This is a genomic window from Bradyrhizobium sp. CSA112 (genome assembly GCF_029051645.1).
GTDB lineage: Bacteria > Pseudomonadota > Alphaproteobacteria > Rhizobiales > Xanthobacteraceae > Bradyrhizobium.
Window position 1 is genome coordinate 129,017 of sequence record NZ_JAACFS010000011.1, and the last position, 26,528, is coordinate 155,544.

Below are 26,528 nucleotides of genomic sequence, written 5' to 3' on the forward strand. Positions count from 1 at the left end.
GTAACTAGGACGGCGTGAACTTGCCCTTGGCCGCGGCGCACTTTTCCTTGGTCATCTCCGAGAAGCCCTGGCCCTTGCAGGCGTTCTGACCCTTGCAGGCATTGGCCGCGCCCTTGCAGGCGCTCTGACCTTTGCAGGCATTGGCGCCGACGCACTTACCTTCGCCGGCAGCGTAGGTCGGGGTCGACATGGCGGCGCCAGCCAGGAACAAGGTGGCGGCAGCGGCGGCAATGGCGGCGCCGGACTTGGAAGTCATCTTCATGGGTATCCTCCGTTAGAAGTGTGAGGGTGCATCACCCGCGAGCCGCAACGGTTCCGGCCGACAAACTGCACCCAGCGATAGCTACGCGGTAGCTCTGGATTTCGTTACACGGCTTGCGGACTTTATTTTGGCCGTGGGTCCTTTTCGCCGTGGGGTCGAGACAACGAGGGCCCGGCAACGCCGAGCCCTCTTTGCACTGATCAGATGGATCAACCCTTGACGAACTTGGCGCCCTTGGCGGCGCACTCTTTTTCCGAGGCCATCGAGAAGCCGGTGCCCTTGCAGGCGTTCTGGCCTTTGCAGGCATTCGCCGCGCCCTTGCACGCGCTCTGGCCCTTGCAGGCGTTGCCGGCCATGCACTTGCCCGGGGCGGCGTTCGCTGATGTCGACACCGTCGACACCACCGAGCCGGCAAGGAACAAGGTGGCGGCGGCAGCGGCGAGCGTCGCACCGGATTTGGAATTCAACTTCATGACGATCTCCTCGATGACTGTTTGAAGACAAAACGCCGCGAGCATCCGTCGATCGTTTGATCACGGACCCCACGACGCGGGGCAGGACGGATGCCATTCAGATCGTGATGACTTGCCGGAGGACGTCAGGTCGCCGTGATGTGAGTGCTCATCCAAAGCCAGCTACGGGGCATCAAGCGATTTGGTTACAAAGTTTCGAAAGAAAATTTTCTTTTTTGCAGTTGGACATCCCGGATGTTTAACCCGGCGCTGCCGGAGTATTTGCGACGCAACACGATCGCAGAAGCGCATTCACCCGGAAAGCGTGCAGCTTCAACCGATTAGACCGGATGCTCTTGCGCTTGGTGTGCGTCGCACAATGAACTTCCGCTAGCCGCGCACAGGTTTCAACTTGGCCATCTGCGCGACCGTGGCCCGCAACTCCTCGGCATTGAAGGAGGGAAACGAGCAGATGCGGTTGCTGCAGGCGAACGCTGCGGGTTCGCCAAGGTCCGGATATTCGACGTCGGGATTGGGCAGCTTGCCCTCGCGCAGGTCGAGCCATTCCAGGCGCTTGTAGCGGGCCGGCAGCGCGCGCGCCAATGCATGCAGGTTCTTTGCGCGGGCGTCGTCCTTGTTTCCAACGATTGTCATGTGAGTGGGCTCGACGGCGAGCTCTTCGTCGGCGAGCAGAACGCCGGGCAGGGGACGCATCATCCCGGCCGAGGCGCTCGCGAGATAACGCATCGCGTGCACGGCCTGCTCGCGATAGTCCTCATTGCCGAAGTAGCGGTTGAGCAGGTTCATGAACCTTGCGACCTGCACCTGATCGTCGATCAGCTTGGCGGGTTTCGCGAGCACACCGGTCTTGCCTTCCGCCGTTTTTGAGGTCGCGAAGCCGCCGGCCTCATCCCGAAAGGTCGCGACGAAATCGCCGGCCTTCCCTGCCGAGGTGAGCCAGTCGCGATTTCCCGTAGCGGCATAGAGATCGAGAAAGGCCTGGCCCATCGCCAGCGTGTCGCCGAGGAACGGACCGCCGCGATCCCTCTCGCCATGGCGAAAGCCGCCGTCCGGCAGCGCGCGATTGTCTATCACCGACTTTGCGGCGCGTTCCGCAATTGCAATTATCCTGGGATCGTTGGTGACGTTGTAATAGGCCGAAAGCCCCGAGATCGCCCAGCCGTTTTCGCGCGCATAGAGGTTCCTGTCGATGCGCGGCATGCCGAGCTTGCGGCGCTCGCCATCCGGCAGCGCGTAGTATTTGTGCCCGTCGGTATCGTGGTCGAGATCGGCGTCCTGGCTGACATAGAACGCGCCCTCCGGGCTCGTCAGAAAATTCGCGAGATAGCGTTCGATGTTGCGTGCGGCGGCAAGGTATTTCGGATCCTTCCACAACGCATAGGCCTGGCTGTATTGCCGGAGATATTGCGCCTGGAATGACATGATCTTTTCGAAATGCGCGCGGGTCCAGGAGCCGCCTTCGGAATATTGGTACACGCCGCCCCAGACCGGATCGATCAGCGCAATGGCGGCATCCAGGGTTTGCCGGGCGCGTTTGATGGCCACGGCGTCGCCGGCCTCGGCGCGGGTGATCGCGAGATCCATACTGTCGGCGTCGATGTATTTCTGGTTCTCGCCCCAGCCGCCGAGTTTCTCCTCGTAGGATTCGTCGAAATTCCTTGTCAGTGTGGCGCGCTGTTCCTTGTCGAGGAAGGCCGAGGTCGACGGCTTCACCTCGAAGGCTTCGCCGACCGACGGCCCTGGCGAAGGATCGTCGATGATGGCCTTGAGCAGCGCCTGCATCCGCTCCGGCTCGATATATCCCCTGATCTTGGCGATCTCGCTGCCATCAGGGCCGAACACGATGGTCGCCGGCCAGCCCCAGTCGCCATAGCGGCTCGACAGATCAGGGTTGGCGTCCTGATCGACCCGCACCGGCAGATATTTCGCGGCCAGCAATTCCTTGACCTCGGGATTGGCGTAGGTCGTCTTCTCCATGAGGTGGCACCAGTGGCACCACACCGCCTCGAGATCGAGGATGACGAAGCGCCGTTCGGCCGCGGCGCGGGCGAACAGATCGTCGGTCCATTCACTCCATTTGGGCCCGTCGGCGGCAAACGATGGCGACGCCGCAAGCGCGAGGGCAACGGCGGCAATGCGAACGAACTTCATGGCGGCTCCCGGAAGCGCTGGCGTTTCGATAGCTACGTGCGCGGCAAAATCCGGGCTCAGCTTTTCGGCGATGTCACGGCATTGTGAGATCAGGCCGATTTCTCGCGATGCCCGGTTGCATTTACCAGCAGCCGATCCAGCGACGCCGCGCCGGCACCGGCGATCGCGAGCCACATGAAGGCGGCGAAGTAGGTCGCTTCCTCGAACCCGAGCAGCGTCTCCAGGGAATCGACGTCGTCCCATTTCGCCGCCTTGATGGCAACGACCATGACCACCGCCAGCATCGCGGCCGGAATTCGCGTGAACAGGCCGAGGATCAGCATCGCACCGCCGAAAAATTCGACGCCCGCCACGAAGGGGGTGAGGATTTGGGGAAACGGAATGCCCCAGCCGACGAAGTTCTCGGTTACCTGCGCCAGATGATTGAGCTTGCCCCAGCCGGACAGCATGAAGGTATAGCCGACGATGATCCGCATGATCAGTGGCCCGGCCCAGGAAAAATACGATGCGATTTGTGCGGGGAACAGGATGAGAAGATTGACGAGGAAATACATGCAAAGCCCCCTTAACATTCTGGCGACGTGAAGCCGCGACCTGCGGCTCTTCTGTCCATCTCGCGCGGAAAACGTCGCGGCCGCGGTGGCGGCAATCTGGTCCTGTCAGGAGATACGCAACAGCCGGCCCGCTTGTTACGGGGCCTTAGCCGAAACTTTGCAGTGCGGGGAAAGTCTCCAGCAGCCAAATGCTGACGCTGGTAACGGCGCCGGTCAGGAAGCCGATCCCGGTGATCACCATCAGGACGCCCATGGCACGCTCGACCTTGCCGAGGTGCCGCTTCATCCGCGCAAACAGCGAGGAGAACTGCTCGATCATGAAGGCTGCCAGCAGGAACGGGATACCGAGCCCGGCGGAATAGACCGCGAGCAGGCCCGCGCCCTTGACGACGGTCGCTTCCGCCGCCGCGATCGACAGGATCGCCGCCAGAATGGGGCCGATGCAGGGGGTCCAGCCGAAGGCGAAGGCGAGCCCCATGGCATAGGCGCCCCAGAGGCCGACCGGTTTTGGCATCGGCATCCGGCCCTCGCGCATCAACAGGCCGATCCGGGTGAGGCCGAGGAAATGCAGGCCCATGATGATGATGACGATGCCGGCCAGGATCGAGAGCTCTGCCGACCATGCACGGATCAGGCCACCGATCAGGGAGGCGCTGGCGCCGAGCGCCACGAAGACCGTGGAAAATCCGAGCACGAACATCAGCGCGGACGCCATCACCGCGCGCTTGGAGGCCTGCGTCGGTCCGTCATTGGCGACATGCTCGATGGTCGCGCCGGTGAGATAGATCAGGTAGGGCGGCACCAGCGGCAGCACGCAGGGCGAGAGGAAGCTGACGAGACCGGCAATCAGGGCTGCCGGGATGGAAACATCGTGCATTGCATGACCTTCGAGAATTGCCGCAAGGCATAGCGCCCTCCTGGCTTGTACGGAACAGACAATCGGTAAGTTTCGTCGCCATTGCGGCTCAAGTTCGGTCACAGAGCCGTGTCCGGAGCGCCAAATCGGCCTCGCGGACGAAACGGACGCTGGTATGGTCGCGTAAGGCCGGTAACGGCCCCGCGAAACAGGACCCTGTATGCGCCTTGGCATCCGCACCGCCATTTCCGCCCTCGTGCTGACGTCCATCGTCGTCAGCGCCGTCGGCGTGCATTTATTGTGGTGGCGCACCGCCCATCAGGTCAGCCAGACGCTCGCCAACACCATCAACGACCAGATCGTATCCGCGGTCGGCGATGAGCTGCAGTCGGTCACGACGGAGGCTCGGTCGTCCATGATGGCAGTCCGAACGCTGCTCGCCGAAAAAGTGTTCGAGCCGCGCGACGCCAGCAAACGCGAAGTGGTTTTCCGGTCGCAATTGCTGTCGCAGCCGACCATCTCCTGGGTGGCGTTCGGATGGCCGGACGGATCGTTCTTTGCCGGGCACAAGGCCGGCGATGGCGTCATCGAAATGCTGGAGATCACCCCGGATCGCAAGATGCGAACCGACCGGTACGAATTCGTCGGCAACGATCTTCAGTTCAAGAACAACCATGTCGAGGACACAAAATATTCCGTCACCGATCAGGAATGGTTTCGCACCGCCATCGAAACGAACGATGAACTCTGGACGACCTTCACGACGCATCCCAAGGGCGAGCGGCTGGCGGCGGCCTTCGCAGCTCCCATCGATATCGACCAGAAGCCTGCCGGCGTCATCGCCATCATCATCGAACTGACGCGTGTCTCGAATTTCCTGTCGCAGCTCACCGTCGGAAAATCGGCCGGCGCCTTCATCCTTGAGCGCAATGGCAAGGTGGTTGCCGCGCCCGATCCGGACGCCAACGAGGCGGTGGCGCTAAAAACCGATCATCCGCTGTTTCCCATAGCTGTCGAGGCGATCCGGAACGCCAGCGCCTATGAACCCGGCGAAGGCGAGCCTTTCCACACCACCGTGACGCGAGACGGCAAGGGCTATCAGGCGGTGCTGACGCCGATCTCGTTTCCGGGCTGGTCGCTGGTGACGGTGGTGCCGGAATCGGAATTTCTCGGCCCGGTGCAGATGACGATCCGGAATTTGCTGATCGGCCTTGCGGTCCTGATCGTTTTCGCTGGGCTGTTATCGGCATGGCTCGCTCAGCGCCTGATCGCAGCGCCGCTGATCAAGGTGGTCAACGAGATCAGGCATGTCGAGCGTTTTGACCTCGACAAGGTGCAGCGCTATCCGTCACGGCTGACCGAGATCGGGAATCTTTCCGGCGCCATCGGCGACATGGCGCAGGGGCTTGCCGCTTTCCGCAAATATATTCCGGCTGACCTGGTGAAGCGGCTGATCAGCGACGGCAACGGGGCGCGTCTTGGCGGCGCGGTGCGGCCGATGAGTGTGATGTTCATCGATCTCGCCGGCTTCACCGGCATGTCGGAGCGGCTCGGCGACCGCATCATTCCGCTGCTGTCGCGCTATTTCGACAGCGTCTCGGCGGAAATTCAGAACCACAACGGCACCATCGACAAATTCATCGGCGATGCCGTGATGGCGTTCTGGGGCGCGCCGGCGCCCAATCCCGATCATGCCGTCGATTGCTGCCGCGCCGCGCTGGCGTGCCGGCGCGCCACGGAGCAGGCAAATCTAGTCGACGATCACGGCCAGCCGGTCAAAATTCGTATCGGCATCAATTCCGGCGACATGCTGGTCGGCAATATCGGATCGGAAGTCCGGCTGAACTACACCGTGATCGGCGACGCCGTGAATATCGCGAGCCGGCTGGAGAGCACCAACAAGGTTTACGGCTCCACGATCATCATCGGCCCCGAAACGCGCCGGCTGGCGGGGAAAAGGATCATCGTTCGCGAACTCGACCGGCTGGCGGTCTATGGCCGCGCCGGCGGACTGCAGATCTACGAATTGCTTGATATGGCCGGTGATATCGGCGCGCCCGCCTGGGTGGCTTCATATGAGGCCGGGCTTGCCGCCTGGCGCGCTCGGGATTTCTCGGCTGCGATCGGCGCGTTCGAGAAAGTACTGGAGGCCCGCGAGCACGATGCAGCCTCATTGACGATGATCGAACGCTGCCGGCAGCAGCTCGAACATCCCGCCGGTGAAGATTGGGACGGCACGACGATCGCGCGATCCAAGTAGCCCGACGCGGCCTTGCGCGAGGCGGCGGCTTGGCCATAGATGGGCCGGCCTTGACGCCACGGGTCATGGCGATTGAACAGGGAAGCCGCCAGCGTTGAAAATCCTGCTGACTCATACGCCGCAGTCTCGCGCCCAGTATTACGGCGAGCATAGCCTTGAGGGGCTGCAAGCCATCGGGCAGGTAAAGCTGCATGAATTAAATGATGCGCTCGACGCCGCCGGCCTGATCGAGGCCGCGCGCGACGTCGATATCATCGTGGCCGACCGCCTCACAGCGGGTCCGGGAGAGATCTTTCCGGCGCTGCCAAACTTGCGCGCCTTCGTCCGCTGCGCGGTCGATATCCGCAACATTGATGTCGACGCCGCCTCCGCCGCCGGCGTCCTGGTCACGCGGGCCGGGCCGGGCTTCGTCCAATCGGTCGCCGAACTCGCGCTCGGCTTCATGATCGACCTGTCGCGCGGCGTTTCACGCGCGACGGCCGACTATCATGCCGCGCGCAAGCCGGAGATCGTCATGGGCCGGCAACTGGCCGGCAGCCGTCTCGGCATCATCGGCTATGGCAGCATCGGCCGCTACCTGGCTGAGATCGCGAAGGTGCTGGGCATGGAGGTCCTGGTCGCCGATCCTTATGCCGCCGTGAGCGATGCCGCGATCCGGCACGTGCCGCTCGACGATCTGCTGGCGCGCGCCGACTACGTCGTCTGTCTCGCTATCGCCAACGAGCAAACCGAAAATCTGATCGGGCAGGCGGCGCTGGCGCGCATGCAGAGGCATGCCTTCTTCATCAACTTGTCGCGCGGCAACCTCGTCGATGAGGCCGCGTTGTCAGCGGCGCTCCGCGAAAACCGCATCGCCGGCGCCGCGATGGACGTCGGCCGCGCTCTGGACCAGATGCCGACGCCCGAGCTCGCAAAGCTCCCCAACGTCATCGCCACGCCCCATATCGGCGGCCTGACGCCGCCGGCGATCGAGAGCCAGTCGCTGGAGACTGTGCGGCAGGTGGAGGCCATTATTGCGGGCGAGGTACCGGTTGGTGCGGTGAATGGCGAGCAGTGGAAACGGCGGGCCTGATTCAAGTGCGGGCGATCGCGGCATTTCGCGCGATGCGTATAGCGCTCGCCGCGATCGAGTAACTACGGCTAACCACCGTCAGCCGTGAGTTGTCCGGTCTTAACCGAAACGATGAGCGCAACGCACCGGCTGGTATATTTCCTGGCTGCTGTCTGCGCCGCGCTCACGGTCGCGGTAGGAGCACAGTTCGTTAACAAGTCGGGCAAACTCCGATCCGGTATGGATGGAGTCACTGAAGGTCTCCAGCGCAGCAAGCGTTCTGAACGACCAGATCGTGCGATACAGCCCACTGTGCTTTTCGCTTGTCGCTGAAACTGCATAGGTGCCGCGGTAGTACACGCCCGTTGGCTGCTCGGCTACAATTTGTGCCTCCTTAGTGACCAGCCAGGTTTTGAAATCTTCGTGCTTGTTGAATGGAACGTCGTAACCCCATTCAATCACAAGCGCGCCCAACAGGACGCTGTCCGCAACGAGCTGGTCAGTGTCCGCGCCCGCACTATGCTTAAGGAGGTCGCAGAACGGGAAATAGCCGCCCGATCTCACCTCCGGCTCGATCGGCTTGACGGTCGGAGTGGTCAGCCGCTCACCGGCGATAAGGTCGGCGACGAGCCGTGTCGGATCGACGTTGCTCATTCAGTCCTCCTGCAATCAATCTGTTACCTTCAACTCAATCAAGCCCTTGTCATGCAGATTTTTGATGCCAATCGAAAAGTGCCGATCGGCTTCGCGCTCGGACATCTGATCCGCCACGCTTTTTCGATACCTTTGCGAAGCGTGGTCGGGACTGCTGCCATCGCAGAGCTCAAATATGAGCCAAGCATTGAGGTTCAGCATGAAGAGCTTCGGCGGATTAGGCCGAAACACCACGCAACTCTTCATCTCTTCAACGGGGCGGACCCGGAGGTTTGGGGTGTGGCTGTAGCAGCCATTCGGGGAGGACACGCAAGTCGACTCCATGGTTGAGCGTTCGGTCAAATGGATCCGGCGCGTCCCACGCGCCATGAAATGCGTAAGCAGTAGAACGGCATCCACCGTGAGAGCCTTGACTCGATGAGCAGCTAGGGCAGGTCTCCTTAACCCGACCTGATCTCAACTCGCGGTACAGCGGATGCTCCCACGTCTCCATAAAGGAGACACTCTTGATATTTCCGTAGTCAACATATTCCCGGAGATAGGCGCATCCTATCGAGTCCCCGAATGCATTGACCGCGGCCATTTGCCAGCACGAGTTGCCGTCATTTGGATGCCATGACTGCATCAGTTTCATGCCGGCAGGCAATCGCAGCGAGTCGAGCGCCGCATGCATTTCGTCGAGCGACAGGGAAAATTCATTCCAACGGTATTTAAAGCGACCAAGTGGATAGGGCCGCAAGACGCCGGCCGTCTTCACGCCGAGCCGGTGAGCCAAGTCAACGTAACCTTGCAGGTCATCGACGTTTTTGCGGTTAAGGATGGTGAGCAGTTGTGTTTCAATTCCTGCTTCCACCAAGTATGTGACGGCTTCGCAGGCGCGCGCATGGCTGCCCTGCGTGCCTGTAAAGTAGTCGTGCACCTCGGCATGTGGGCTAAGAATATCGACGAGCACGATGCCGACGCCGATCTCTTTAAGTCTGGCGGTGATATCGCGCGTTATGAGTGTGCCGTTGGTCCGAATCTCGGTGAAGAAACGGTTCGATGCGGAAGCGAGGAAGGGCAGGAAGTCCGGCCGATGAAAAGGTTCGCCTCCCTCAATGTAGAGATAAACCACGCCCAACTCGGCAATTTCACCGAGGAAGCTATTCCACTCCTCACTGCTCAACTCAGCCGACGCCTTTTCCGATGAACAATCGGCATAGCAATGCTGGCAGGAGAGATTGCAGGTCTCGGTGTAGCAAATCGTAAGCTTGAGCGGCTTCTGAAGCGCAAAGGGATTTTGTATCGGGGCCATGACGGCTGACCCTGTTTCTGCGAGGCGATCCGATCGCGTCGTGGGCCTATCTCGCGCAAGCTTGGGATGCTAAGCTGGCATAAGATATATTAATTCGCAAGCCTTAAGCCTGCAGTCATCCATATGCAATGCCCCAGTTGCGGTCGTTCGAACCCGGAAACAGCGCGCTTCTGCTCCCAATGTGGCGCGAGGCTGCATCTGGTCTGCGAGGCCTGTGGTTTCGAAAGCCCAGCCGGGTCTCGATTTTGTGGCGGGTGTGGTGCGCCACTTTCAGATCCCTTGGATGTTCAGCGCCTGGATCATTCCACATCAACGGGGACGCCTGGCACTGCGAACAGTGATCAGCGTCCCGAGCGACGCCAGGTTACCGCGCTTTTCATTGATATGATCGGATCGACCGATCTGTCAGTTCAACTCGATGAGGAGGAGTTCAGGGATCTCATCTTCAGCTATCGCGACACCTGCGCGAACGCCGTACGACGCTTCGATGGCACCATTATTCGCTATATCGGAGATGGACTTCTTGTATGTTTCGGTTTTCCTGTAGCGCATGAGGATGATCCCGTCAGAGCCGTGCGCGCAGCGCTGTCGCTTCTGAACGACATGCGTCAGCTCAACAGCCGGGAATCGTCTTCCAAGCCGCTGATCCACGTGCGCATGGGCATGCATACAGGCATCGTCATTGCAGGTGATTTGCGATCATCAGGAACGTTCGAGACGATGGGTATCCTCGGCGACACGCCCAATATTGCGTCCCGCCTGCAGCAAATGGCACCTCCGGATACATTGGTAATTTCCGAAACGACCGCTCGGCTCGTTGGCAACCTGTTCGAACTTCAAAGCCTTGGTTCGCACCAAATTCGCGGTACACAGGGAGCAGCCAACCTCTACCAGGTTATCGCCGAAAGGTTGGACTTCGGTCGTGATACGCTGCGCGCTGTCCATCCGATGGTTGGGCGCGGTCAGGAGCTTGCCCTTCTGCAGGATCGCTTCACTCAGACGATCAATGGAGAGGGACAACTCGTCCTCATTGCGGCTGAAGCTGGTGCGGGCAAGACACGCTTGGTACGCGAGTTCAAGGAAGCGCTTGCAGGCGCGAAAGTATCGTCCGTCACCTGCTATTGCTCCGCGTACAATCAGTCGAGTGCGCTGTACCCAATTATTGAGTTGATTCGCCGCGCGCTGAGACTGGATAGTCTCGGCACTGTCGAGGACAAGCTCGCAAGTATTGCAGAGGCGTTTTCCGGATTGGAGTCCGTTACCCCCGATGCAGTTGAGCTGATAGCTGAACTCCTCGAACTGCCGGTGTCGTCATCGAAACGCGAGTTGGCCCCTTCTCAACGTCGCGAGCTCCTGCTTGATGTTCTCACGCACTGGCTGCTTAGACAATCTGAACAGCTACCTGTCCTGTTTACTGTTGAAGATCTTCATTGGGCTGATGCTTCGACCAGCAGCCTGCTCGCCCGGCTAATTCAGCGAATTTCGGTTCGGAAGGTGATGGCAATCTTCACGTTCCGGCCGGAATTTAAGGCTGAGTGGATGCTGGAAGCGCAGGGGACGCGCCTTGGCCTTCGCCGACTCTCTCCGATTGAGGCTCGAACCCTGGTCAAGCAGACCGTCGGTGCCGCGACCCTGCCGACTGATGTGATCGAGCTAATCGTCACAAAGACGGGTGGCATCCCGCTTTTCATCGAGGAACTGACCAAGACGGTGCTTGAGGGCAATGTGTCCGCGAGCAGCGAGGATGATCTGCGACTCGCATCTGCCGTGGACAGCATTCCCTCGACGCTGCGGGGTTCACTGGCTGCCCGGCTGGATCGTCTTAAGGTCGCGAAGCCCCTGGCGCAAATTGCTGCAACATTCGGGCGGGTTTTTGATGGGGAAGTTCTAAGTGCGGTCACCGGCGAGAGCGAGATGGAACTTCGCGATCGACTGGCTGAGCTCCTGCGCGAGGACTTCCTGCAGCAGCACGGAATACTCGGCCAAGCCAAGTATTCGTTTCGGCACGCGCTCATTCAAGACGCCGCATACGACTCGCTACTGAAAAGCGAGCGTCAGGCACTTCATCGCAAGATTGCGGAGGTTCTGTCGAGCCGGTTTCCGGCCGTGGTCGCGGCGACGCCCGAAGTCGTTGCTCAGCATTACGCGGCCGCGAACCTCATTGAACCCGCCATATTGCATTGGGAAGCAGCGGGAAAAAAGGCTGCGGAGCGTTCGGCGAACGTGGAAGCCGCCAGTCACTTTGCGAGCGCACTGGCTGCACTGCGGCGCCTTCCTGATACAGTCGAGCGCGCGCGTCGCGAGCTCTCGCTGGAGATTGATCGGGGATCGCAGCTTCTCGCCACAAAGGGTAATGCTGCACCCGAGGTCGAAACGGTATTTTCCCGCGCTTGCGAACTGAGTGAGCGGCTTGGGGAGCATCACATGCTCTTTCGAGCCCTCTACGGACTCATGATGTTCTGCATCGTTCGAGGTCAGCTTGAGAAGGCGAGGACGCTGGGCATGCGTCTGGTTGAACAAGCAGAACTGGCAAATGACCGCGATCTTCTGCTGCAGGCAAAGCGGCCGCTTGGGCTGACTCTTTTCTATCTTGGTCAATTCGCAGTTGCAAAAGCAACTCTTGAGGAGGCGCTCCGGCTATATGATCCGGACCGGCACCATCATCACCGTTTTGAGTATGGTTCGGATCCTGCTGTTCTAGCCCAATGCAATCTCGCGTGGACTGAGTGGTTTATGGGCTTGGCAGACAGCGCCGTTGCGGACAGCGCTCAGGCGATCGATAGAGCTGTTCAACTCGATCACCCCCACAGTCTTGGGTTTGCGTTGAGCTTCGAAGCTTCGATTCGACAGGCGCGAGGCGAGCCAGTCGAGGCCCTCGAAGCTGCCGAGCGAGCCATCAATGTTGGGCGTAAATATCGCTTTCCATATTGGAGTGCGTGGGGCCAAATGCTGCGGGGCTGGGCTGTCGGCAAACTCGGCGACTTGCGAGAAGGCGCTGCAGAAATCGAGCAGGGTCTTGCAGACTATCGTGCAACAGGCGCGGAGCTCATGCGGCCATATGGACTCATGTTGCTCGCCGAGACTGTTGCGGCAGCCGGCGATGCGCAGCATGCACTTCATCTGCTCGATGAAGTCGCGGTGACCATATCGACGAACAAGACGTTATTCTGCGAACCGGAATTACATAGACTCCGAGGCGAATTTTTCCTTGCTGGAAATCGCGGGAATCCAAAGGCTCTCGATCTTATCCGAAGAGCTGCTGATCTCGCGCGCGAGATGGGTGCTCAGGCGCTGGAATTGCGCGCGCTACTCAGCTTGGCGTCGTCTATACAGGGCGCTGAACGCGCTGCTACCTTGGAGAGACTAGGCCGGCTCTACGGCCAAATGACCGAGGGATTGGGCACTGCAGATATGATTTCGGCGGCAAGTCTGCTTAGTCAGACAACGGGACAGAATACGAACGCCTGATCCGAGGCTCGAAGAACAGCACTCCACACAGGCATGATCGCCCCTAACTCAGGCGACGAAGGCAAAATAACCATTGGGCGCCTTTCGGACATGGCCATAACAAGGTCGATCCACTTCCATTACTCCAAATAGAAATCCCCGATGCCTCTCCCCTTCTTCTACGGCTGGCTGATCGTTGCGGTGACGTTTGTCACCATGGCGATCGGCGTCAATGCCAGGACGGCGTTCTCGCTGTTCTTTCCGCCTGTTATCGGTGAGTTCGGATGGGATCGCGGCGTTACCGCGGGCGCGTTTTCGTTCGGCTTTGTGGTTTCGGCGGGCGTCAGTCCGCTGATAGGGCGCATGATGGATCGCTTCGGGCCGCGCGGGGTGATGCAGCTTGGTGTCGCGCTGATGGGCGGCGGGCTGTTGCTCGCGCCGCTGACGACGCAGCCCTGGCACCTCTATCTCACCATCGGCGTGTTGGTCGGGGCGGGGAGTGTGTGTCTCGGCTATTCCGGCCAATCGCTGTTTCTGCCGAACTGGTTCATTCGCCGCCGTGGGCTCGCCATGGGGCTCGCCTTTGCCGGCGTCGGCATCGGCTCGGTGACCCTGCTGCCGTGGGTGCAGCATATGATCGAGCAGACCGGCTGGCGCACCGCCTGCACCGCGATGGGCATTCTGGTGCTCGCGGTGCTCGCGCCGATCAATCTCCTGCTGCGCAAGCGCCCCGAGGATATCGGGCTATTGCCGGATGGCGACGCAGCGCCGTCGGCGACATCGGCCGCACCTCGCTCGAACGTCGTCGATCCCGCGTGGGCCAATACCGACTGGACGCTGCGCCGGGCGTTGCGTACCGCGCGATTCTGGTGGATCTCGCTCGGTTACTTCTGTGGCCTGTACATCTGGTATGCGGTGCAGGTGCACCAGACCAAGTTCCTGCTCGACGTCGGTTTCAGCGCGAACGTGGCGGTGTGGGCGCTCGGCGTCGTCAGCCTGCTCGGCATTCCCGGCCAGATCTGGCTCGGACATCTCTCCGACCGTATCGGGCGCGAATGGATCTGGGCGATCAGTTGCGCCGGCTTTGCGATCTGCTTTGCGGCGCTGATCGCCTTGAAATTCGCGCCGGTGTTGCCGCTGGTTTATCTCATGATCTTCACGCAGGGCGCCCTCGGCTATGGCCTGACGTCGATCATGGGCGCGGTGGTGCTGGAGATCTTTCAGGGCAAGCAATATGGCAGCATCTTCGGCACCATTATGCTGGCGGCGCTGGCCGGAGGCGCTGCAGGCCCGTGGGCGACCGGGCTGCTCTACGATCTGTCAGGCAGCTACACGTCGGCCTTTGCGATCGGGATTGCCGTCAGCATCCTGTCGGCGGTGGCGATCTGGCGAGCCTCGCCGCGCAAGGTGAGGGCGGTCGCGGGACAAATGCACAAGCGCCAAATCAAGCGGGAGGCGGGCTAGCTGCCGCAATTGCACCGCGCTCGATCGCGGCTCATCGAGCGCGCTCTGCAATGTCGAACGGTTTCGACAGCACGCCTCAGGCCGATGAAATTCCCATCGCCCTCTGCAGATCGCCGATGGCGCGAAAAAAGCTGTCGGGCGATGTGGTCTCGGGATCGATCAGGCGGTGCAGGCGGAAGCCGTCCTCCAGCGCCAGCACCAGCGCGCCGGCCCATGTCGGATTGAGAATTGTCGTTCTGCCGGCGTTCCTGGCCGTGGTCTCGATGATGTCGGTGACCAGTTTTCGCCGGGCGCGCAGCCGCTTGGCGAGTTCAGGCCGGCGCTTTTCAGCGCGCGCCACGAACAGGATCATTTCCATATGCAGCAGAGGAGAGCGGCCGAGCGGGTCCTGCTGGCTGCGATCCATGGTCTTCAATGCATCGATGAAGTCCGCAAGGTTCTTGTGCCTGTCGAGCAGTTCGCGGATGCGCCCGATGGATTGCTCGACGTGATCCTCGAGCATCGCGATGATCAGTTCGTCCTTGCTTTTGAAGTTTGAATAGAACGCCCCGCGCGTGAAGCTGGCTGCCGCCGCAATCGCCTCGATGCTGGCGCCGCCGATTCCCTGTTCCTCGAACACGCGGGCCGCCGCTTCGAACAGCCTTTCGCGGGTATCGTCCCTTGTGGGTCTCGTTCGCACTCTTGACATCCGCCCAGTTTAGGCGAGAATGCAACTCAATACAATAATGTATCGAGTTTCCGATCGATGGCCGGGGGGAACGCGCTGAGCTGCGCATAGCAACCAGTTGAGGTCACCATGAACGAGCATGTTCAGACTGCCAGCAGCGCGCCGCTGTTCAATCCGCTGGCCCCGGAATTCATTCGCAATCCCTATCCCCATTACGAGCGGATGCGGACCACCGATCCGGTGCACCTGGCGCCGCTTGGGATGTATGTCGCGAGCCGCCATGCCGAGGTCAGCCTCGTGATGCGCGACAAGCGGTTCGGCAAGGACTACGTCGAACGCACGATCCGCCGCTATGGCCCGAAGATCATGGACGAGCCGGTGTTCCGCAGCATGAGCCACTGGATGCTGCAGCAGGATCCGCCGGACCACACCCGCTTGCGCGGGCTGGTGGTGAAGGCTTTCACCGCGCGCCGGGTCGAGGATATGCGCCCACGCATCCAGCAGGTCGTCGACGAAACGCTCGACCGAATCATCCCGCAGGGCAAGATGGACCTGATCGAGGATTTCGCGTTCCGCCTGCCGGTCACCATTATCTGCGACATGCTCGGAATCCCGGAGGATCATCGCGAGGCGTTTTACACCGGCTCGCGCGATGGCGGACGCCTGCTCGATCCGGTGCCGCTGTCGCCGGAGGAGATCAAGCAGGGCAACGCCAGCAACGCGTTGGCTGCGATGTATTTTCAGCAGCTCTTCGATCTCAGGCGAAAGAACCCGGGCGACGACCTGATCACGCAATTGGTGCAAGCCGAGGAGGACGGCAGCAAGCTCTCCAACGAGGAACTGACCGCCAATATCATTCTCCTGTTCGGCGCGGGCCACGAGACCACGGTCAACCTGATCGGCAACGGCCTGCTGGCGCTGCATCGCAATCCTGACCAGCTTGCGCTGCTCAAGGCCAAGCCCGAGCTCATCACCAACGCGATCGAGGAATTCCTTCGCTACGACTCATCCGTGCAATTGACCGGCCGGGTGGCGCTGGAAGACATCGACGACCTCGGGGGAAAACGCATTCCGAAGGGCGAGAGCGTGCTCTGCCTGCTCGGCTCGGCCAACCACGACCCTGCGGTCTATCCTGATAACCCGGAGCGGCTCGATATCACCCGGGCGAATGTGAGGCCGCTGTCCTTTGGCGGCGGCATCCACTTCTGCCTCGGCGCCCAGTTGGCGCGAATCGAGGCCGAGGTTGCGATTTCGACCCTGCTTCGACGGATCCCGGACCTGCGGCTGGATGACGCGCTCAATCCGGAATGGCGGCCGACCTTCGTGCTGCGCGGCCTGAAGCGCCTGCCGGCGAGCTGGTAGCCGCCTCGCGGCAGTTTTTAGTCCCGGCTCCGGCCATAGCGTTTTCCAGCGAAGTGGATCCCGGTTCGCGTAAAGAAAACGCGTCAAAACACAAACCTAGAGCCCCGGTTCTGATTAAATCAGAACCGGGGCTCTAGTTGGAGAGCCGGGCGGGGCGCCTGTCAGTATGCCACTGTGACTTCGCCACACTTCTCTCTATATTCCGGGCTGCTCCGGGGCCGGGTTCGGCGTAGCGCGGCCTGCGCGCCGGGGCGGTTCAAGGGGAGACACCGTGCAGACGACACTGCTCGGCCTGGCAATCGCCTTCATCATTGCATTGATTGCCGCGCTCGTCGGGCCGTATTTTATTGACTGGAACCAGTTCCGGCCGCAATTCGAAGCCGAGGCGACGCGGATCATCGGCGCGCCGGTTCGGGTCGGCGGCAAGCTGGACGCGCGGCTGTTGCCCGCGCCGTCGCTGCAACTGCGCTCGGTCGCGGTCGGCGGCGCCAACGATCTCGGCAAGGTTCGCGCCGATAAGATCGACGTGGAATTCAGCCTGGGCTCGCTGATGCGCGGCGAGGTGCGCGCGACCGAATTGACGATCAACGGCATGTCGCTCGATCTCGGGCTCGACGCCAAGGGGCGGATCGATTGGCCGGCATCGACCGGGACGGTCAATCTGGGGTCGCTGGCGATCGATCGGCTCAATCTCACCGGCCGCATCGCCCTGCATGATGCGGCCAGCCGCTCTACGCTCGAACTGAACGACATCGCTTTCAGCGGCGACGTGCGTTCGCTGGCCGGCTCGGTCCGTGGCGACGGCAACTTCATGCTGCAGGGCACGCGCTATCCGTTTCGCATCTTCTCGGGGCAGGGCCCCGACGGCAACGGCACCCGCGTTCACCTCAATATCGATCCGGGCCAGCGCGCGCTCGCAATCGATCTCGACGGCGTCTTGAATTTCGACGCCCGCGTGCCGCGCTTCGACGGCGCGATAACGCTCGTCGCTCCTCCCGGCCAGAAGGGTAAGGGCAACGATCCACCGTGGCGTATCGCGGCGAAGGTTAAAACCGATTATTCGGCGGGGCGCCTCGAACAGGTCGAGGTGACCTACGGCCCTGAGGAGCGCGCGCTGAAACTTTCAGGCAGCGGCGACATCCGTTTCGGTGCAACGCCGCTATTGCGCGCGGCGCTGTCGGCGCGTCAGCTCGACGCCGACAGGTTCGTCGCCAAAGAAAACAGCAAGGAAAATACGACGGACAACTCCCCTGAACCGGCGCGCGCGCTGCCGGCGCTGCGGGCGCTCACGTCCGTCACTCCGCATTTGCCGATCCCCGCGCAAATCGAGCTCGCTTCCGAGCAGGTCATGCTGGGCGGACGCCCATTGCAGGACATCGCCGCCGAGCTGGAAGGCGATGCCAAATCCTGGCGCATCCACAGGCTTGAGTTCCGCGCGCCCGGCGCGACGAAGGTTTCGCTCAGCGAGGCCACTGCGAAGAGCGTTGCGCCGGATCGGTTCAGAGCCGCGCTCAGCGTCGAATCCTCGGACCCCGAGGCGCTGCTGACCTGGCTGCAGGGCCGCGGCGAGACCGCCTATCGCAGCCAGAAGCCGCTTCGCCTGCGCGGCGACATCACCGTGGCGCCCGAAGGTTTTGCCATCGACGCCATGAAGGCCGATATCGAAGGCGGCACGGTGGAAGGGCGGGTGGTGATGTCGCACCGGCAGGCGGATCGCGGCTCCCGGGTCGATGCGGAACTGAAGGCGGCGCGTCTCGATCTCGATGCCGCCACGGCCTTTGTGCGGTCGCTGGCGGGACCGCAAGGCGAGTGGCCGGATGAGGGAAAGCTTTCGCTCGACGTCGGCCGGGCCATGTCCTCCGGCCAGGAGCTTAGTCCGCTGCTCGCCAGACTGGCCTACTCGCCGACGAAGCTGGCGCTTGAGCAGTTGAAGATCGGGCAGTTTGAGAACGTGACGCTGGATGGCGCGGGCAATTTCGACCGCGTCAACGCGACCGGATGGTTTGCGCTCAACTCGAGCGCTGCCTCGCTCGGTCGGTTGAACAGCCTGATCGTGCCTTTTTCACCGGCGCTGGCCGCGCGGCTCAATGCAATGGGGAACAGCCCGGGACCGGCGCGCCTGAAACTGGCGCTCGATCTCAACCGGAATGGCGGGTCCGATCGCCTCCAGGCGCGCGCCACGGCCGATCTCGACTCCCCGCAGCTCAAGGGCGTCACCACAATCACCGCAAGACCAGCCGTCGCGGCAGTCCAGGGCATCGATCTCGCCACGCTCCAGCACAGCGAAGTTGGGATCGAGTCGAAATTGTCGTCCGAGCAAGGCCGCGCGCTGCTGGCGTTGCTCGGGCTCGATCGCGCCGTCACGGCGGGCGACGGCCCGGCGCGATTCGAGGGCACAGCGACGGGCGCGTGGGGCGCGCCGTTGCGGCTCAAGGCCAAGATCTCGGGAACGGGACTCGATGCCGAAGCAGAAGGCTCCGCTGAACCTTGGGCGCAGGAGGCCAAGGCCAGTCTCTCCTTAAAAGTTCGCAGCGCCGATTTCGGGCCGCTGCTCGACCTCAAGCCGGCGGATACGCTGGCGCAGAATATCGGCCTGTCTTCGCGCGTGTCGCTGGCCGGCAACAGGCTGACCTTCGACGATCTCGACAGCAGCATCGGCGGCTCGCGCCTGCGCGGCCGCGTGGCGGTGACGCTTGGCGAGGAAAAGGACATCGAGGGTGAAATCGGCGCCGAGCAACTCGCGCTGGCGCCGGCCTTTGCCTTGGCGCTCGGCGCTGCCGGACACGATGCGGCCGAGCCGCTCGGCACCGGGCTCGCAAAGGGATGGCGCGGCAGAATCGCGTTTCAGGCGTTGCGCGGCCTGCTGCCGGGCGGAAGCGAATTGCAGCCGGTGAGCGGGATCGTCAAGAGCGACGGCCGGTCGCTGACCTTCGATGCCATCAAAGGCAAGATCGGCGGCGGCGATGTCGCCGCAATTGTCGATGTGAGGCCGGGCGCGAACGGAATTGCGATGAACGCAAGCGTCCAGTTCTCCGACGTCGACGGCACGGCGCTTCGCTATCGCAACCTCGCGATGCCTGCCGGCCGCGCGTCGATGCAGATGACGCTGACGAGCCAGGGCCGCAGCGCCTCGGCGCTGGCGGGCGCGCTGGCCGGCAGCGGAACGCTGACGCTGGAGGCGGCCAGGATCTCAGGCCTCGATCCGCGCGCCTTCGAGGTGGCGGTGCGCGCCAATGACAGCGGGCAGGCCAAGGACGACGTTCGATTGAAGCAGATCGTCGAATCCGCGTTGCCGGCCGGCGCGCTTGCGGTGCCTTCCGCGCAAATCCCGTTTACCGTCAGGGACGGCCGGCTTCGTGTCGGAGCCACGACGCTGGACGGAAATGGTGTGCGGGCCACCGTTTCCGGCGGCTACGATATTGCCGCCGATCAGGCCGATATCCGCGCCGCGCTTTCCTTGACAATGACGACCGGGCGCCCGGAGATTCAACTGCTTGCCGTGGGCACGCCCGACGCGCTCAGCCGCAGCGTCGATGTTGCCCCACTATCTTCGTGGCTGGCGGTGCGCGCGATCGATCACGAAACCCGAAGGCTCGATGCCATCGAACGCGGCGAGCCGCCGCCGCCGATGCCGCCGCCGATCGTACTGCCCGCGGATGGACAATTGCCGATCCCGGAGGCGACGGCACCGACCGCGCCGGTGATCCAGCCCAAGGGTGGCCGCGACCCGCGGCGGCCTCCGGCGAAGAAGACGACAGCGCCGCGTCCGCCCGTCGTCAATGCGCCGCCTGCGCCCGTCGCCGGCCAGCCGCAGGTCGCGCCGCTGCCGCCGCCGATCGACGTGAGGCCCGCACCGGGCGCTGCCAGGCCGAAGCCACGTCCGCCGCTTGCGCTGACGCCGCAAGTCGCCAATCCGCCGCAGCGGTCCAATTAACCAAGCACGATCTCCCGCCCGATTCCGATCGCCCGCAAAAACGTCTCGTCGTGGCTGACCGCGATCAACGCGCCGTCGAATCCTTTCAGCGCATTTTCCAATTCCTCGATCGAGGCGAGATCGAGATGGTTGGTCGGCTCGTCCAGCAACAGGAGGAAGGGCGATTGCGGGCGCGCGAAGACGCAGGCGAGGCCGGCGCGCAGCCGCTCGCCGCCGCTGAGCGTGCCCGCGATCTGCAGCGCCGCCCGGTTACGGAACGCAAACCGCGCCAGCGCAGCGTGAGCCTCGTTGGCCAAGAGCTCCGGATTCAGCCGACGCAGATTGTCGAGAATGCTTTGCCCAGGATCGAGCAGGCCGACATGCTGATCGAGCACGGCAACGCGGTCGGTGAGGCGGCTGATGTCGCCGCTCGCAGGGTTCAATTCACCGGTGAGCAGGCGGAACAAGGTGGTCTTGCCGCTGCCGTTGGCGCCGCGGATGGCGATCCGCTCGGGTCCGCGAACGTCGAATGACAGCGGTCCGAACAGATGGCGCTCCCCGAAGGCCATCACCACGTCCTTCAACGCGATCAGTTCGCGGCTGCCGGGCAGATGGGTGCGCGGCAGATCGATCGAAAGCGGCGTCAGGACCTCGACCTGAGCCCTGGCCATTTCGAGCGCCTCGGCGCGCTCGCCGAGCAGCCGGCCGGCGAGCTGGCTTTCGCGCGCGGCGCTGTTCTCGGCGCGCTCCTTCTCGCGATCCATGAACATCTTGTCCTCGATGCCCTTGGCGCGCCAGGCGCGGCCGGCCTTGTCGCGGCGCGCCTTCTTTTCCCGCGCCTTCTGCAGGGCGCGTTCGGTATTGCGCAGCGCGTCCGAGGCGCGGTCGAGGTCATCAGCGGCGCGGACGCGGGCGGCCTCACGTGCTTCGGTAAACGCCGACCAACCGCCGCCGAATGTGGTGATGCCGATCGGCGTCAGCTCGACGATACGGTCGACGCGTTCCAGCAGCGCGCGGTCGTGGCTGGCGACGAGGACGCCGCCCCGCCAGCGTTCGAGCAACTGCGCCACCGCCTGCCGCCCGCAGGAGTCGAGATTGTTGGTCGGCTCGTCCAGCAGCAGCAGATCCGGCGCCTCGATCAGCAGGCGTGCCAGCGCGAGGCGCGTTCGTTCGCCGCCGCTTAAGGAGACGATCGGGCGATGCAGCGGCAACGACGGCAGTCCGGCTTCGATCAGCGCTGTCTGTATCCTGGTTTCCAGCGTCCAATCCGCCTCCGTCGTATCATCAAGCGATCCTTCGCCGCGTTCGAGCCGTCGCAGGCGGGCAAGATCGCCGGCAACGCCGAGCGCCTCAGTGACCGTCAGCCGTTCGTCGGTCAGTTGCGCGAGCATGCCGATCGAACCGATGCGTTGGAGCGATCCGCCTGCAGGTTCGACCTCGCCCGCGATCAGCCGAAGCAATGTAGATTTGCCGCAGCCGTTGCGGCCGACAAGTCCGGTGCGCTCGCGCCCCATGGCGAGCGTCAATCCATCGAACAGGGGGCGGCCGTCAGGCGTGACGAGGGAGATGGAATCCAGAACGAGAAAGGCAGGCATGGAGAGCTTCCGAAAATGGACTGAGGTCGCAGGGCGCGGTCAGCTTTGCGATGTCCATTGCTCTCTCCAGGATTTCTCTGTGACGGTCTTCTTCAGTCGGCCGTTGTCGGGGTTCCGCCTGCGGTTTGCGGGGGAACTGCAACGATTATCAATTAGATACGGATTGCGGTCATCCGTCCAGCATGCCGCAAGGCGCATGTTTCCGCATGATCCGCCGGAATACTTCCCTCGCGGCGGGGTCTGTACCTGCGGCTGACATGGCTTCGCTCTCGCAGGAAAACCGGAGGTTCGCATGATGAAATCCGCAATCAAGCTCGCAACGCTGGCATTGTTTTCAATGGCTCTGATCGCTTCGCCTCCATCCGTTCCGGCCTTCGCCGCGGGAGGTGGCGGCGACCCGCCTTCGGCCGCCCCGCCGCCGCCGGACAGCAGATCCGCGCCCAAATCGACGTCCAAGAAGAAGAAGTCGACCAAGCAGTCGAGCGCCGACGATGCTGACTTCAGGCAGGGATACCGTGCCGCTCATGCGACGATCTATCAACGCAATGACTATGCTGCGGCCATCGAACAACTCAAGGCGCTCGGCCGCGACGACAACGCCGGCGTCGCCAATCTGATCGGCTATTCCTATCGCAAGCTCGGCGATTACAAGCTCTCGCAAGCCTGGTACGAGCGCGCGCTGAAGGCGGACCCGAACCACGTTCTGACGTGGCAGTATTACGGCCTGTGGCAGATCGAGCAGGGTAATCGCGACCAGGCATCCTATCATCTGACCCGGATCGCAGCGATTTGCGGGACGGGATGCGAGGAGTATCGGTCGTTGGCCGCGGCGCTGGAAAAACCGCCCGGCACCGGGCTTGTTTACTGAGATTGCGACGTGACAGGAGCGGGCGCGTTTCCGACGCGCTCGCTCTGAAGCGAAGCCTAAGCCTGCGGCCGCGGAGCGTCCTGCGCGGCAGGCGGCATGGCGCGGGTGCGAAAATAATCCAGCACGAAGAGACGGATCGCCGAGGACAGATTGCCCTGCTGGCGATTGCTGTCGATCTCGCCGACTAGCTCGGACAAGGTCATGTTCCGCAGGCCCGAGATTTCCTTCATGCCGTTCCAGAAGGCTTCTTCGAGGCTGACGCTGGTCTTGTGGCCGGCGACCACGATGGAGCGTTTGACGACGGGTGACTTCATGACGCGTCTCCGTCATCGAGCTTGTGCTGGTCCAAAAGATCGCCGGCGCGATCCTTGCGACGATCGTCGAGCGCGCGTTCGGCCTTGGTCCGGCCAAACCGCGCGCGGTTGGCATCGGCTTGTCTTGCCGCTTGTTCCCGTTCGTTACGCTTCTTGAATCGCTTCAGATTGATCACGTCTGCCATGTTCGCCTCCATCAGCCGGCGACTCGAAGGCATGATAATTCATTGTTGGGAAAAACGTCGTCACATCGTGCGCATGCAAACTGGATCGTCATTCGGAATCCCCGTGTAACGGTCACTGATAGCATCAAAAAATATATTTCGCCCTGCGAAAACCGAATAATTCCTGCTCCTACCATGCGTCAACGCAACGGCGATAGATGATCCACTTCATTCTTCAGGTCTGATGCAACAAATTATATCTCTCACCCGTAGTTTCCCGGGGGCTGCTATGGCGATCAGCCCGGGTGTGTCATTTTGTCCGGCTGCACCAGGCTTTCGAATTCGGCGTCGTTCACAAAGCCGAGGCGCACAGCCTCTTCCTTCAATGTTGTTCCGCGCGCGTGCGCCGACTTGGCGACCTTCGCCGCGTTATCGTATCCGATTTTCGGAGCCAGCGCGGTAACCAGCATCAGCGAGCGCTCCATCAACTCGCGAATTCGTTTTTCGTCGGCGCGTATGCCCACCACGCAATGTTCGGTGAACGAGCGCGCCGCGTCCGACAGCAGTTGAATGGAATTTATCATACAATATGCCAGAACGGGCTTGTAAACATTCAGCTCGAAATGTCCCTGGCTCCCGGCAACAGTGATGGTTGTCTGGTTGCCGAAGACCTGACAGCAGACCATGGTCATCGCTTCGCACTGGGTCGGATTGACCTTGCCGGGCATGATCGACGAGCCCGGTTCGTTTTCCGGCAGGATCAATTCGCCGAGACCGGAACGCGGGCCCGAGCCCAGCAGGCGAATGTCGTTGGCGATCTTGAACAGGCCGGTTGCCACCGAATTGATCGCGCCATGCACCATGACATAGGCGTCGTTGGAAGCCAGCGCCTCGAATTTGTTGGGCGCGCTGGTGAAAGGCAGTTTTGTGATTTTCGCGACATGCCTGGCGAACAGTTTTGCAAATCTCGGTTTCGAGTTGAGACCGGTGCCGACAGCAGTTCCGCCCTGCGCCAGCGGGAACAAATCCTTCACCGCGATGCGCAGGCGCGCGATGCCGCTCTCGATCTGCGCGGCGTAGCCCGAGAATTCCTGTCCGAGCGTCAGCGGCGTCGCGTCCTGCGTATGGGTTCGCCCGATCTTGATGATCCTGGCGAACGCCTTTTCCTTCTTCCGTAATTCGCGATGCAGTTCGCTGAGCGCCGGAATCAGGTCGGCGGCGATGCGTCCCGCGGCGGCGATATGCATCGCCGTCGGAAATGAATCGTTCGACGACTGACTCATGTTGACGTGATCGTTGGGGTGAACCGGCACCTTGGCGCCGAGTTTGCCGCCCAGCAACTCGTTGGCGCGGTTGGCGATCACCTCATTGAGGTTCATGTTGCTCTGGGTGCCGGAGCCGGTCTGCCAGACGACCAGAGGAAAGTGATCGTCGAGCCTGCCTTCGGTCACCTCGCGTGCGGCGCGGATGATGGCGCCGGCGCGACGCGCATCGAGCAATCCGAGTTCCTGATTGGTTTGGGCGGCGGCAAGTTTGACGAGGCCGAGCGCATGGACGATCGCGATCGGCATGCGGTCCTGACCGATCTTGAAATTCTGCCGCGAGCGTTCGGTCTGCGCGCCCCAATAGCGGTCGGCGGGAACGTCGATCGGACCGAAGCTGTCGGTCTCGCTGCGGGTAGATTTGTTTCCGGATATTGCTGATCGAGCCATACGTAATGTCCGTTGCGCCGCGAAATGGCGGAACGTGCGTCGCGGTTTTTCCCGCGCGTAGATTATTTCTTACGAAAGCGATCCAGCCGCACCACTTCCGCGCCTTCGCTCGTCTTCCCCGGTTCGTCCTTGCTTTCCGCGGCGGGCTCCGGCCCGGCGACCGACAGGGCGGACGGAGCGGGGACCGTCGGCAACTTCGCTGCAGGTGCCTCCGCCACGGCTTCCGATGCCTCTGCTATGGCTTCCGACGGTTCGAATTGCAGACCGAACTGCACCGAAGGATCGAGGAAGCTCTTGATCGCCGCGAACGGCACCACCAGCCGCTCGGGTATGCCGCCGAACGACAGGCCGACCTCGAAACGATCCTCCGTCACCACCAGATCCCAGAACTGATGCTGCAGGATGATCGTCATCTCTTCCGGGTATTGCGCCAGAAGCCGCGGCGACAGCTTCACGCCGTCGGCGGTGGAGAGGAAGGTGATGAAGAAGTGATGCTCGCCGGGCAGGCCGTGTTCGGCGGCGTCGGCCAGCACGCGGCGGAGCACCCCGCGCAGCGCGTCGCGCGCTAGCACGTCATAACGGATATGATCGGTCGCCATGGTCGTCCTGTTACGTTGGATGGCCGCCGGTCTCCCGACTCGCCCCTTTGCCCATATGCTACCCCGGCGGGAGCCGCAGGTCAGCAGGCGTGACGAAGCGATTTTGCTGCGGAGCGGCTCTCGGCCCGGACATGAAAAGAATCCCGGACATGAAAAGAATAAAGTGGAGGCTTCTGTTGCCAGGTGCCTCCGGACCCCGCCTAGCGGAGCTTAACCCGCTAGGACTTTAGATTGGTCTTTCAAACTGCGTTACGCAGCCTGAGCAACCGGAGCATAGTTGTCGTTTGCAACTATTGCATAGCCCGATAACGGCGGAACCATACCGGGAAAAAACTCGCCCTTTACGCCCTCGTCGATCCTGGTTCGCCCCCGCCGAAACCCATCCTCCGGGGAGTGGGCTTCGGTGGAGGCGCCGGGTACTGCCCCCGGGTCCGAATGGTTTATTGCGACGGTCATTTATTTCCATAGCCGGCGAACCGGCACCCCCAATATAGGGTGCAAGTCTGGAGAAAAATAGGGCCGAAGGCGCTGAACGGGGGGGAACACGGGCCTTCCGGACTTTCGGTTTGATGTCGCTCAGTTGCGGTTTCGCCACGAATTCGACAATTCTCGAAATGCACCGGGTCACCTCCCAGGCGCTGCATGATTTTTAGCCAGCATGAATGCTTGGATCGTGCCGCTGATTGGCTAATCGTCCCGGGTGTTGTGCCGCTCCAATCGCAAAGGTTGCGATCTGCGGCACGCTTGGTGGGCCTGATTGCAGCTTTGCGATGTCATTTGCCATTCGGCCCGGAAGCGTTTTGAGTTTTGCTGGCGTTGTCTAAGGAAACTCGCTAGGCAGTTTCTGGGACAAGCATCCAGGTTATCC

At 62.1% G+C, this 26,528-nt stretch carries 21 protein-coding genes and 1 other RNA gene; 7 read left to right on the top strand and 15 right to left on the bottom strand.

All coding sequences use genetic code 11. The features are described 5' to 3' along the window. Window positions 1-4 precede the first annotated feature (4 nt). The 5 genes from GWE18_RS20180 to GWE18_RS20200 form a co-directional block, all read right to left on the bottom strand. Window positions 5-262, bottom strand: a complete 258-nt coding sequence (locus GWE18_RS20180) for a hypothetical protein (protein WP_275187448.1) — start codon at window positions 260-262, stop codon at window positions 5-7. A 209-nt stretch (window positions 263-471) separates the two neighbouring features. Next, entirely contained in the window at window positions 472-780 is a 309-nt protein-coding gene (locus GWE18_RS20185) for a hypothetical protein (RefSeq protein ID WP_275187449.1), read from the bottom strand. 324 nt (window positions 781-1,104) lie between these two features. Then, the gene (locus GWE18_RS20190; RefSeq protein WP_275187450.1) at window positions 1,105-2,886 is read right to left on the bottom strand and encodes a DUF255 domain-containing protein; all 1,782 of its coding nucleotides are present in this window, start codon (window positions 2,884-2,886) and stop codon (window positions 1,105-1,107) included. Between the two features lie 89 nt (window positions 2,887-2,975). Continuing rightward, window positions 2,976-3,440, bottom strand: coding sequence for a DoxX family protein (locus GWE18_RS20195; RefSeq protein WP_275187451.1), 465 nt, complete (start codon window positions 3,438-3,440; stop codon window positions 2,976-2,978). A 145-nt stretch (window positions 3,441-3,585) separates the two neighbouring features. Continuing rightward, entirely contained in the window at window positions 3,586-4,317 is a 732-nt protein-coding gene (locus tag GWE18_RS20200; RefSeq protein ID WP_275187452.1) for a cytochrome c biogenesis protein CcdA, read from the bottom strand. 199 nt (window positions 4,318-4,516) lie between these two features. Between GWE18_RS20200 and GWE18_RS20205 the strand changes: the two genes are divergently transcribed. Further along, the gene (locus tag GWE18_RS20205) at window positions 4,517-6,556 is read left to right on the top strand and encodes an adenylate/guanylate cyclase domain-containing protein (protein WP_275187453.1); all 2,040 of its coding nucleotides are present in this window, start codon (window positions 4,517-4,519) and stop codon (window positions 6,554-6,556) included. 94 nt (window positions 6,557-6,650) lie between these two features. Beyond that, entirely contained in the window at window positions 6,651-7,628 is a 978-nt protein-coding gene (locus GWE18_RS20210; protein WP_275187454.1) for a hydroxyacid dehydrogenase, read from the top strand. A 99-nt stretch (window positions 7,629-7,727) separates the two neighbouring features. On the opposite strand, the gene GWE18_RS20215 is transcribed toward GWE18_RS20210, so the two are convergent. The 3 genes from GWE18_RS20215 to GWE18_RS20225 are packed head-to-tail and all read right to left on the bottom strand — an operon-like array spanning window position 7,728 to window position 9,555. Then, on the bottom strand, window positions 7,728-8,261 hold the full coding sequence (locus GWE18_RS20215) for a hypothetical protein (RefSeq protein WP_275187455.1): 534 nt from the start codon (window positions 8,259-8,261) through the stop codon (window positions 7,728-7,730). Window positions 8,262-8,276: 15 nt separating this feature from the next. Next, window positions 8,277-8,462 carry a PqqD family protein gene (locus tag GWE18_RS20220; RefSeq protein ID WP_275187456.1) on the bottom strand — a complete coding sequence of 62 codons (186 nt, stop codon included), beginning with the start codon at window positions 8,460-8,462 and terminating at the stop codon, window positions 8,277-8,279. Between the two features lie 49 nt (window positions 8,463-8,511). After that, window positions 8,512-9,555, bottom strand: a complete 1,044-nt coding sequence (locus tag GWE18_RS20225; RefSeq protein ID WP_275187457.1) for a radical SAM protein — start codon at window positions 9,553-9,555, stop codon at window positions 8,512-8,514. Between the two features lie 123 nt (window positions 9,556-9,678). Here GWE18_RS20225 and GWE18_RS20230 point away from each other — a divergent pair, with 123 nt between their 5' ends. Both GWE18_RS20230 and GWE18_RS20235 read left to right on the top strand, forming a co-directional pair. Then, complete coding sequence (locus GWE18_RS20230) at window positions 9,679-13,023, top strand: adenylate/guanylate cyclase domain-containing protein (protein ID WP_275187458.1); 3,345 nt, start codon at window positions 9,679-9,681, stop codon at window positions 13,021-13,023. Window positions 13,024-13,164: 141 nt separating this feature from the next. Continuing rightward, a complete protein-coding gene (locus GWE18_RS20235) occupies window positions 13,165-14,466 on the top strand; it encodes an MFS transporter (RefSeq protein ID WP_275187459.1) in 1,302 nt (433 codons plus the stop codon). Between the two features lie 76 nt (window positions 14,467-14,542). Here the strand turns inward: GWE18_RS20235 and GWE18_RS20240 are convergent, their stop codons facing one another. Continuing rightward, window positions 14,543-15,154, bottom strand: a complete 612-nt coding sequence (locus GWE18_RS20240; RefSeq protein ID WP_275187460.1) for a TetR/AcrR family transcriptional regulator — start codon at window positions 15,152-15,154, stop codon at window positions 14,543-14,545. Window positions 15,155-15,262: 108 nt separating this feature from the next. Here GWE18_RS20240 and GWE18_RS20245 point away from each other — a divergent pair, with 108 nt between their 5' ends. Continuing rightward, the gene (locus tag GWE18_RS20245; RefSeq protein WP_275187461.1) at window positions 15,263-16,495 is read left to right on the top strand and encodes a cytochrome P450; all 1,233 of its coding nucleotides are present in this window, start codon (window positions 15,263-15,265) and stop codon (window positions 16,493-16,495) included. Between the two features lie 271 nt (window positions 16,496-16,766). Continuing rightward, window positions 16,767-20,429: an AsmA-like C-terminal region-containing protein gene (locus GWE18_RS20250; protein ID WP_275187462.1), complete on the top strand. Its 3,663-nt coding sequence runs from the start codon at window positions 16,767-16,769 to the stop codon at window positions 20,427-20,429. Here the strand turns inward: GWE18_RS20250 and GWE18_RS20255 are convergent. Further along, window positions 20,426-22,003 carry an ABC-F family ATP-binding cassette domain-containing protein gene (locus GWE18_RS20255; RefSeq protein ID WP_275187464.1) on the bottom strand — a complete coding sequence of 526 codons (1,578 nt, stop codon included), beginning with the start codon at window positions 22,001-22,003 and terminating at the stop codon, window positions 20,426-20,428. The genes GWE18_RS20250 and GWE18_RS20255 overlap by 4 nt on opposite strands. Before the next feature lie 292 nt (window positions 22,004-22,295). Here GWE18_RS20255 and GWE18_RS20260 point away from each other — a divergent pair, with 292 nt between their 5' ends. Continuing rightward, window positions 22,296-22,871 (top strand): tetratricopeptide repeat protein, encoded by a 576-nt coding sequence (locus GWE18_RS20260; RefSeq protein ID WP_275187465.1) that lies wholly within the window; start codon window positions 22,296-22,298, stop codon window positions 22,869-22,871. Window positions 22,872-22,927: 56 nt separating this feature from the next. Here the strand turns inward: GWE18_RS20260 and GWE18_RS20265 are convergent, their stop codons facing one another. The 5 genes from GWE18_RS20265 to ssrA all read right to left on the bottom strand — a co-directional run bounded on the left by GWE18_RS20265 (window position 22,928) and on the right by ssrA (window position 26,180). Next, window positions 22,928-23,185, bottom strand: coding sequence for a ribbon-helix-helix domain-containing protein (locus GWE18_RS20265; RefSeq protein ID WP_275187466.1), 258 nt, complete (start codon window positions 23,183-23,185; stop codon window positions 22,928-22,930). Further along, the gene (locus GWE18_RS20270; protein ID WP_275187467.1) at window positions 23,182-23,370 is read right to left on the bottom strand and encodes a DUF4169 family protein; all 189 of its coding nucleotides are present in this window, start codon (window positions 23,368-23,370) and stop codon (window positions 23,182-23,184) included. The genes GWE18_RS20265 and GWE18_RS20270 overlap by 4 nt, the downstream gene beginning before the upstream one ends. A 275-nt stretch (window positions 23,371-23,645) precedes the next feature. After that, entirely contained in the window at window positions 23,646-25,061 is a 1,416-nt protein-coding gene (fumC, locus tag GWE18_RS20275; protein ID WP_275187468.1) for a class II fumarate hydratase, read from the bottom strand. Window positions 25,062-25,123: 62 nt separating this feature from the next. Then, on the bottom strand, window positions 25,124-25,660 hold the full coding sequence (locus GWE18_RS20280) for a ClpXP protease specificity-enhancing factor SspB (RefSeq protein WP_275187469.1): 537 nt from the start codon (window positions 25,658-25,660) through the stop codon (window positions 25,124-25,126). A 162-nt stretch (window positions 25,661-25,822) separates the two neighbouring features. Beyond that, window positions 25,823-26,180: a transfer-messenger RNA gene (gene ssrA, locus GWE18_RS20285) on the bottom strand. Window positions 26,181-26,528: the final 348 nt, after the last annotated feature.